Annotated in this window: 9 protein-coding genes; 7 read left to right on the top strand and 2 right to left on the bottom strand. The window is 72.9% G+C overall.

All coding sequences use genetic code 11. The features are described from left to right. Positions 1–212: 212 nt before the first annotated feature. On the bottom strand, positions 213–1,259 hold the full coding sequence (locus IE290_RS30895) for a phosphotransferase family protein (RefSeq protein ID WP_191248226.1): 1,047 nt from the start codon (positions 1,257–1,259) through the stop codon (positions 213–215). A gap of 121 nt (positions 1,260–1,380) precedes the next feature. Between IE290_RS30895 and IE290_RS30890 the strand changes: the two genes are divergently transcribed. The 5 genes from IE290_RS30890 to IE290_RS30870 all read left to right on the top strand — a co-directional run bounded on the left by IE290_RS30890 (position 1,381) and on the right by IE290_RS30870 (position 5,324). Beyond that, on the top strand, positions 1,381–1,827 hold the full coding sequence (locus tag IE290_RS30890; RefSeq protein ID WP_191248225.1) for a MarR family winged helix-turn-helix transcriptional regulator: 447 nt from the start codon (positions 1,381–1,383) through the stop codon (positions 1,825–1,827). Positions 1,828–1,920: 93 nt separating this feature from the next. Continuing rightward, entirely contained in the window at positions 1,921–2,373 is a 453-nt protein-coding gene (locus tag IE290_RS30885) for a hypothetical protein (protein WP_191248224.1), read from the top strand. Further along, positions 2,333–2,878 carry a GNAT family N-acetyltransferase gene (locus tag IE290_RS30880; RefSeq protein WP_191248223.1) on the top strand — a complete coding sequence of 182 codons (546 nt, stop codon included), beginning with the start codon at positions 2,333–2,335 and terminating at the stop codon, positions 2,876–2,878. Before IE290_RS30885 ends, IE290_RS30880 begins: the two co-directional genes overlap by 41 nt. A gap of 159 nt (positions 2,879–3,037) precedes the next feature. Beyond that, a complete protein-coding gene (locus IE290_RS30875) occupies positions 3,038–4,561 on the top strand; it encodes a long-chain-fatty-acid--CoA ligase (protein ID WP_191248222.1) in 1,524 nt (507 codons plus the stop codon). A 4-nt stretch (positions 4,562–4,565) separates the two neighbouring features. Then, a complete protein-coding gene (locus IE290_RS30870; RefSeq protein ID WP_191248221.1) occupies positions 4,566–5,324 on the top strand; it encodes a hydroxypyruvate isomerase family protein in 759 nt (252 codons plus the stop codon). Here the strand turns inward: IE290_RS30870 and IE290_RS30865 are convergent. Then, entirely contained in the window at positions 5,321–5,791 is a 471-nt protein-coding gene (locus tag IE290_RS30865; RefSeq protein WP_191248220.1) for a MarR family winged helix-turn-helix transcriptional regulator, read from the bottom strand. The two genes, IE290_RS30870 and IE290_RS30865, sit on opposite strands and share 4 nt — an antisense overlap. Positions 5,792–5,845: 54 nt before the next feature. Here IE290_RS30865 and IE290_RS30860 point away from each other — a divergent pair, with 54 nt between their 5' ends. Both IE290_RS30860 and IE290_RS30855 read left to right on the top strand, forming a co-directional pair. Next, on the top strand, positions 5,846–7,231 hold the full coding sequence (locus IE290_RS30860) for an MFS transporter (protein ID WP_191248219.1): 1,386 nt from the start codon (positions 5,846–5,848) through the stop codon (positions 7,229–7,231). Further along, a complete protein-coding gene (locus IE290_RS30855; protein WP_191248218.1) occupies positions 7,228–8,706 on the top strand; it encodes an LLM class flavin-dependent oxidoreductase in 1,479 nt (492 codons plus the stop codon). The genes IE290_RS30860 and IE290_RS30855 overlap by 4 nt, the downstream gene beginning before the upstream one ends. Positions 8,707–8,981: the final 275 nt, after the last annotated feature.

Raw genomic sequence — 8,981 nt, 5'->3', positions numbered from 1 at the left:
ACCACCGCCGCGTGCAGGCGGTCGCCGTGCCGCGCGGGCGGTGCCTCGCGCGGGCGATCCGGTCCGGTCCTAGCTCGAACAAACTCACCGCCGCCGCGTGCAGGCGGTCGCCGTGCCGCGCGGGCGGTGCCTCGCGCGGGCGATCCGGTCCGGTCCTAGCTCGAACAAACTCACCGCCGCCGCGTGCAGGCGGTCGCCGTGCCGCGGCCCCGCTACGCGCGGGCGATCCGGTCCAGTGCTTGCTCGAACAGGCTCACCGTGGCGGCGTGCAGGCGGTCGCCGATGGGGCGTGGCGCCTTACCCGCGCAGGCGCGCGCGTGGGTGCCCTCCAGCACGATGCCCAGCTTGAAGCACGCGAGCACCGCGTACCAGGCGATCGCGGACGTGTCCCGGCCCGAGCGAGCGGCGTAGCGGGCCACGATCTCCTCCTCGGTGGCGAGGTCACCGGCCGTGGCGAGGCCGGTCCAGCCGAGCATCGGGCGGGTCGCCGGCCACGTCGCCAGCAGCCAGCCCAGGTCGAGGAGCGGGTCGCCGATCGTGCACATCTCCCAGTCCACGATCGCCGCCACCGCGGCGTCCTCGCGGGAGAACAGCACGTTCGCGAGGTGGTAGTCGCCGTGCAGGATTCCTGGTGTCCACCGCTGCGGCACGTGGCGGGCGAGCCACTCCGCCACCGCCGGCACGCCCGGGATGTCCGGCCCCGGGTAGCCCTCGTGGCCGGCGTAGGAGTCCAGCTCCGCCAGCCACCTCGGCACCTGCCGCTCGAGAAACCCTTGCGGGCGCCCGAAATCCGCGAGCCCCACCGCTTCGTGGTCGACCGACCCGAGCGCCGCCAGCGCGTCGGCCATCGCCAGGCCCATCTCGTGCCGCAGAGCGGGCCGGGTCGCGTGCGGCTCCGGCAGTTCGAGGGTCGCGTTGAAACCGTCGACCGGCTCCATGAGGTAGAAGACCGCCCCCGGCAGGACCGTCTCGTCCGGGCAGGCCGCGATCAGCTCCGGATGCGGCACGGCGGTGCCCGCGAGCGCGGCGAGCACCCGCATCTCGCGGCGCAACACGTCGTTGCTGCGCGCCCGCCGGTGGCGTGGCCCGCTGCGCAGCACGTACGCCCGGCCGCCACGGCGGAACGAGACCATCAGGTTCTGCGTGCCGCCGGCGATCGGCGCCACGTCCTCGACGGGGCCGCCGGGCAACCCCTGACCGTCCATCCACCCGGCGAGGGCCCGCACCTCCTCCGGCGACAGGACGTCGGTCTGCGGCATCGGGCCTCCTTCGCTTCCGGGAGCAACATGCCCGGAACGGGCGCCGCACGCAAACATTTGGCGGACGAACGTTAAACCGATAAATTATTCGCCAGCCGAACGTTCCTGTTAGACTCCGGTCATGGACCCGACCGCCCCCGAACGGCTGCGGACCCTGCCCAGCTGGCTGCTCACCCAGACCGCGCACCACGCGCACCGGCTCGTCACGCAGGGCCTGTCCGAGGCCGGCGCCCGCGGCTACCACTACCGGCTGCTGGCCGCCCTCGACGAGTCCGGCCCGGCCAGTCAGGCCACGCTCGGCCGGCGCAGCGCGATCCACCTCTCGGACCTGGTCGCGACCATCAACGAACTGGCCGACCGCGGCCTGGTGAGCCGCGAGCCGGATCCGGCCGACCGGCGCCGCAACGTCATCACGATCACCGCGGACGGCCGCCGCCACCTCAAGCGCCTCGACAAGCAGATCGCCCGCATCCAGGACGAGCTCCTCGCTCCGCTGAGCGGCCACGAGCGGGAGCAGCTGACCGGCCTGCTGGCCAGGCTGCTGCACCACCACGCACAAGACGCCTGAGCGGTGCGACGACGGTCACACCAGACGCGGTTTCGGCCACGCCCGCCTGGGTAGTCTCACCCGACCGTTGAGCAGCCAGCGGAGGGAGCCCGCGTGTCCGACTTCTGGATCGACAACGCCCTGCAACGGGTGCTGAGCCACCCCACCGACGTGCGCAGGTTGCGGGAGTCGGCCGCCGCCTTCCTCGACGGCTGCACGGTCGAGACCGTCACCGACGCACTGCTCGTCATCGACGCCCTCGCCAGCGCCGCCTACGACCAGGGCCGCCTGCCCGCCACCCTCCGCCTCGTGCGCGAGGGCACCCAGTCCGACTGGCTGCGCATCTCGCTGGCCGCGCCCGGCGTCGAGCTGCCCTCGGCGGACAGCGGCTTCGGCACCGGCCTGCACGTCCTCACGACCTGCGCCGCCCTGTGGGGGCGCAGCGGCGACGGGGACCATGCCGCCCTCTGGGCGCATCTGCCGCTCGCGGCTGCCGTCCCGGCCGCACTTCCCGTAGCGTTTACCCATGGAGTCGCCCCTGATCACCGACCGGCTGCTCATCCGTGACTGGACGGTCGACGACGCCGAAGCCGCACTCGCGATCTACGGCTCGGAAGAGGTCACGCACTGGCTGACCCCGGCGATGGACCGGGTCGGCGATGTCGCCGCGATGCGCGCGGTGCTCAACGCCTGGCGTGAGGCCCAGCCCAACCTGCCCCCGCCGCGCGGCCGGTGGGCGATGGAGCGCCGGGAGGACGGGCAGGTCATCGGCGGCCTGGGCATCCGGCTGCTGCCACCGTACGAGGAGGACCTCGAGCTCAGCTGGCAGCTGCATCCCGAGGCCTGGGGCCAGGGCTACGCCACCGAGGGCAGTCAGGCCCTGATCAGGTGGGCGTTCACGCAGGACACCGACGAGCTGTTCGCCGTCGCGCGACCGAACAACATTCGGGCGATCGCGACCGCGAAGCGGCTCGGCATGCAGTGGGTCGGCGAGACCACCAAGTACTACGACCTGCGCCTGCAGGTCTACCGCATCCGGCCGGGCGACCTCGACGACGCACCGGGGGCTTGACCACCACACCGGCCGCGCGGTTCACTGGCTGACGGGTCGACGTCGCCACAAAACCGAACGGGATTCTGCCGGGGTCGACACTCGACCCGGACGGGATTCGCGCGTCCAGGGCAATTCGGACGCCGCGGAGGAGAACGACGTTCGGAAGGTGGGCAGGCGATGAGCTTCAACCTGGCGATCATGCTGCGGGAGTCGGCGGCGGCCACGCCGGACAAGGACTTCCTGCGGTTCCCGTCGGGTGCGATGACCTACGCCGAGGTCGACGAGCGCTCCGGCCGGGTCGCCGTCGCCCTGCGCGAGCAGGGCCTGCGCCCCGGCGACAAGGTCGCCGTGCAGCTCGCCAACGTGCCCGAGTTCGTGATCGCCTACTTCGGGATCCTCAAGGCGGGCCTGACGATGGTGCCGCTCAACCCGTTGCTCAAGGCCGGCGAGATCGCCTACCACCTGGACGACTCCGACTCCCGGATGCTCATCGCCCACGCCGCGGGCGCCGCCGAGGTGTCCACGGCGCTCAAGGAGGTGGCCGGCGTCCGCGCGGTGGTCGTCGGCGACCTCGACGCGGGCGCTTGGCCGGAGGGGACGCTGTCGTTCGCGACGCTGCTGGCCCCCGCGGACGACGGCGACATCTTCCCCGGCGCGGCCGACGACACGGCCGTGCTGCTCTACACCAGCGGCACCACCGGCCGCCCCAAGGGCGCCGAGCTGTCCCACTTCCAGCTCTACATGAACTGCACGCTCGCGGGCGAGCGGTTCGGCATGGAGCCCGACGACGTGGCACTGGCCGTGCTGCCGTTCTTCCACGTCTACGGGCTGTCCAGCATCCTCAACGCCTCGGCGCGGCACGGCCGCACGATCTCGGTCGTGCCGCGCTTCGAGGTGACCGCGGTGCTGGAGGCGATCCAGCGGGACCGGGTCACGATCATGGCCGGCGTGCCCACGATGTACCACGCGCTGGCATACGCCGACACCACCGGCTACGACACCAGCAGCCTGCGGATCGGCAGCTCCGGCGGCGCCGCGATCCCCGAGGAGGTGCTGCGCCGCTTCGAGGAGAAGTACGGCATCCCGGTGCTCGAGGGCTACGGGCTGTCCGAGTCGGCGTCGACCACGACGGTCAACCCGGGCGCGGACAACCGCAAGATCCTCTCGATCGGCAAGCCGATCTGGGGCGTGGAGCTGCGCATCGTCGACGAGGCGGACCGCCCGCTGCCGACCGGGCAGGTGGGCGAGATCGTGCTGCGCGGCCACAACATCACCAAGGGGTACTACAAACGACCGCAGGAGACCGCGGAAGCGTTCCGCGGCGGCTGGTTCCACACCGGCGACCTCGGCTACGTCGACTCCGACGGGTTCGTGTTCATCGTGGACCGCAAGAAGGACCTGATCATCCGCGGCGGGTTCAACGTCTACCCGCGCGAGGTGGAGGAGCTGCTGTACCGGCACCCGGCGATCGGCGAGGCGGCGGTGATCGGCGAGCCGGACGAGCGGCTCGGCGAGGAGGTCGTCGCGGTAGTCTCGCTCAAGCCGGGCGCGAGCGCCGAGCCGGACGAGATCGTGGCGTGGGCGAAGGAACGCATCGCGGCGTACAAGTACCCGCGGCGGGTGCGGATCGTCGACGAGCTGCCGAAGGGCGCGACGGGCAAGATCGCGAAGCTGGAGCTGCGGGCGCGTCTGCGAGGATGACGTCATGCGGTACGACGTCAACGTCTCGATCCTGTTCACCGAGCTGGCGCCGGAGCGGCGGCCGGCCGCGGCGGCCGAGGCGGGGTTCGCGGGGGTCGAGTCGTGGTGGCCGTTCGACGGCGTGCCCGGTGACCGCGAGGTCGAGCGGTTCGTGACGTCGATCGCCGACGCCGGGGTGGAACTGGTGTCGCTCAACGTGCCGCACGGCGATCTGGCGGCGGGCGAGCGCGGGCTGGCCGCGTTCGCCGCGCGGACGGGCGAGTTCCGGGACGGGGTGGACGTCGCGGCCGGGATCGCGGAGCAGCTCGGGTGCCGGTTGTTCAACGTGCTGCCCGGCAACCGGACCGGCGGTTCGCGGGACGTGCTGTTGGACAACCTCGCCTACGCCGCGGAGCGGTTGCCGGGCACGGTGCTGCTGGAACCGCTGTCCGGCGCGCCGGACTACCCGCTGCTGCGCGCCGCGGACGCACTGGCGCTGGCGGACGAGGTCGGCGCGGACAACATCGCACTGCTGACCGACATCTACCACCTCGGCACCAACGGCGACGACCTGGACGCGCTGCTCACGCCGCCGCTGCTGGCGCGCACCGGGCACGTGCAGGTGGCCGACGCGCCCGGCCGGCACGAGCCGGGCACCGGGACGCTCGGCGTGACGGCCTGGCTGGAACGCCTGGCCGCGACCGGCTACGCGGGCTGGGTGGGCTTGGAGTACGCGCCGAGCGGATCCACTGTGGACAGCTTCGGCTGGCTGCCCGACCGTTAGTCCCGCACAACAGCCTTCCGCGCCGCGTCGTCGGCCACGACCACCCGTCGCATCAGGTCCACCAGCGTTTGACGTTCCGAAGTGGACAGCGCGCCCAGCGACTCCTCCTGCGAGCGGTGCGCCACCTCCTGCAGGCGGCGCACCAGCCGCATCCCCGAATCGGTCAGGGCGGCGCGCTGGCGGCGCCGGTCGTCGGGATCGCGTTCGCGCCGCACGAAACCTCGTCGCTCCAGCAGGTCCAGATACCCGACGAGGTGGCTGCGGTTGAGCCCGAGGCGGTCGGCCAGCGCGTGCTGCGCGAGCGGCCCGAAGTCCGACAACCCGGTCAGCACGGCGAAGTGCGGCAGCCGCAGGTCGTGCTCGGACAGCGCCGCAACCAGCCCGCGATGCCCGATCCGCGCCACGTGGCCGGCCAGGTAGGAGGGCAGGGCGAGCAGGGTCGGCGGTCGCGTCTCGCGGTCTTCCATGGCGGCGATCCTACCCTTCTGGACGTAATCATGTCGTCGTGTAATCATTACGTCATGACACGAACTTCCGCACCCTTCGCCGCGCTGCTGATCGCGGTGCTGTCGTTCTCGTTGCTGCAGACCATGCCGGTGCCCGCGTTGCCGACCCTGCAGGCCGAGTTCGGCAGGTCGACAACCACCGTGTCCTGGGTGCTCAGCGCCTTCCTGCTCACGGCGTCGGTCGCGACCGGGCTGCTCGGCCGCCTCGGCGACATGTTCGGCAAGCGCCGCGTGCTGGTGGCGTGCCTCGCGGTGTCCGGGGCGGGCACGCTGCTCGCCGCGCTGGCCCCGTCGATCGGCGTGCTGATCGCCGCCCGCGCGATCCAGGGCGTCGGCGCCGCGACGTTCCCGCTCGCGTTCGGCATCGTGCGCGACGAGTTCCCGCGGGAGCGGGTGCCGGTCGCGATCGGCTGGATCAGCTCGACCTTCGGCATCGGGTTCGGCGCCGGGCTGGTCATCCCCGGGCTGATCGTCGACGCGCTGAGCTGGGAGTGGATCTTCTGGCTGATGTTCGCGGTGATCGTCGCCGGGATCGCCGCGGTGACCGCGTTCGTGCGCGAGTCGCCGGTGCGTTCGCCGGGCCGGGTGGACTGGGCCGGCGCCCTGCTGCTCACCGGCGGCCTGGTCGCGCTGCTGCTGGCGATCAGCGAGGGCCGGGTGTGGGGCTGGGGCTCGGCGGCGATCATCGGCCTGTTCGCGGCGGCCGCGGTCCTGCTGGTCGTGTTCGCGCTGGTGGAGAGGCGCCTGGCGCGGCCGCTGATCGACATCGGGCTGCTCGGCCGTCCCGCGGTGCTGACCTCCAACATCACCGCGCTGATCATCGGCTTCGGCATGTACGGCGCGTTCACGCTGGTGCCGCTGCTGGTCGAGACGCCGTCGCGGGCCGGGTACGGCTTCGGCGCGTCGGTCACCGAGGCCGGGCTGTTCATCATCCCGATGGCCGTGACCATGCTGTTCGCCAGCCCGCTCGCCGGGCGCATCGGCGCGCAGGCCGGGTTCAAGCTGCCGCTGGTGCTGGCGTGCGTGGTCGGCGCGGCCGGGTTCGTGGTGTTCGCCGTCGCGCACGGCACGCGGTGGCCCATCTACCTGGGCAACGGGATCCTCGGCATCGGCGTCGGGTTCGCTTTCGCGTCGCTGGCCAACCTCGTCGTGGGCGCGGTCGACCCGCGTCAGACCGGTGAGGCGACCGGGGTCAACACGATCATGCGCACCATCGGCGGAACGTTCGGCGCGCAGATCGCGTCGACGATCGTGACCGGCGAGGTCATCGCGGGCACCCGGTTCCCGGTCGAATCCGGCTACACCACGGCGTTCGTGCTGTCCGCGATCGCGATGGGCGTGGCGGCGCTGGTCGCGCTCGCCGGCCCGGGACGACTGGTGCCCGCGGTGGCGAGCCGATGACGGACTACGGCCACGACCTGCTCTTCGGCGCGGTCCTCGTGCCAACGACGGCGCGGCCCGGCGAAGCGCTGGAACTCGCGCGTGTCGCGGACCGCGCGGGGCTGGACCTGGTGAGCGTGCCGGACCACCCGTACCGGCCGGAGTTCACCGAGGCGTGGACGACGCTGTCGGTGATCGCGGCGCGGACCGAGCGGGTGCGGGTGTTCCCGAACGTCGCCAACCTGCCGCTGCGTCCTCCCGCGATGCTGGCCCGCGCCGTGGCGAGCCTGGACGTGCTCAGCGGCGGCCGGGCCGGCCTGGCGCTGGGCGCCGGGGCGTACTGGGACGCGATCACGGCCGAAGGCGGGCCGTGGCACGCGCCCGCGGAGGCGGTTTCCGCCCTCGGCGAGGCGATCGCGGTGATCCGCGCGCTGTGGACACCCGGCGGGCCGGCCCACCTGCGGGGCAAGCGCTACGGCCTCGACGGCGCCGAACCCGGTCCCCCACCGCGCGAGCCGGCCATCTGGGTGGGCGCGCTCGGGCCGCGGATGCTGCGGCTGACCGGCACGCTGGCGGACGGGTGGCTGCCGAGCATGACCCGCATCCCGCCCGCCGGCCTCCCGGCGGCCAACGCGATCATCGACGCCGCCGCCGCGCACGCGGACCGCGACCCCGCCGCGATCCGCCGGCTCTACAACCTGTCCCCGCCGGCGCTCGGCCACCCGCGCGACTGGCCCGGGCGGCTCGCCGAGCTGGCGCTCACCCACGGGGTGAGCGCGTTCCTGCTCCCGGCCGAGGGCCCGGACCTGGTGCGGCTCTTCGCCACCGAGATCGCCCCCGCGGTCCGGGAACTCGTCGCCACGGCGCGGGGCGGGCACAGTCCGTCCCGCACGCCCCTGGCCCCCCGGGCCACCCCGGACGACAGCATCCGGGTGAGCACCGAGCGGGTCTGGGACGAGGACACCCGCCCCTCGGCTCCCGAGCCGGATCCCCGGCGCCGCCACACCGAGCGGGAACGGACCGCCGGTCGGCGGCTCGTCGAGGTGCACGACCACCTGCGCGCCGAGCTCGCCCGGCTGCGCGACCTGCTCACCGGAGTCGCCGCCGGCACCCTCGAGCCCGGCGCCGCGCGGTCCCACCTGCACACCCTCACCCTGCGCCAGAACAACTGGACGCTCGGCGCCTACTGCGAGTCCTACTGCCGCGTGGTCAGCGTCCACCACCACCGCGAGGACTCCGACGTGTTCCCCGCCCTGCGGCGGTCCGAGCCCGGGCTCGCGCCCGTGCTCGACCGCCTCGAGGACGAGCACCACGCCATCCAGGCCCTGGTCGACCGCGTCGACGCGGCGCTGGTCGCGTTCGTCGGCAGCGACGGGGACATCGCCGGACTGCACGCGGCGCTCGACGTGCTCACCGACGCGCTCCTGTCGCACCTGTCCTACGAGGAGCGTGAGCTGACCGGGCCCCTGGGCCGGTTGTGGGGCGGCGACGGCTGACGCACACCGGGCGCCGTTCTCCGCGAACGGGTGACGACATGGGCGCTGCGTATCTCCCCCGCGCGGAGGAAAGCGCTTTCGGGGGCCGGTGCGCCGCCGGTACCGGGGAGAACGGGGTTTGCGCACAGTAACCGGGGGGTCGCGGCTCGGTGGCGGACGCCGTACGACATGATTTCAGTCCGACCAGAGCATCTATCGAGTGATCGGTGACTGTGACGCAGAGTGAGAACGACCCCCGAGCCGCCGGGAGGGCATTTGTCGACAGCCCTGGCTTG

Source organism: Amycolatopsis deserti (assembly GCF_014653945.1).
GTDB classification, from domain to species: Bacteria; Actinomycetota; Actinomycetes; order Mycobacteriales; family Pseudonocardiaceae; genus Amycolatopsis_E; species Amycolatopsis_E deserti.
Note: the sequence above shows the minus strand (reverse complement) of the source record. Positions and strands in the feature narration are given on the sequence as shown.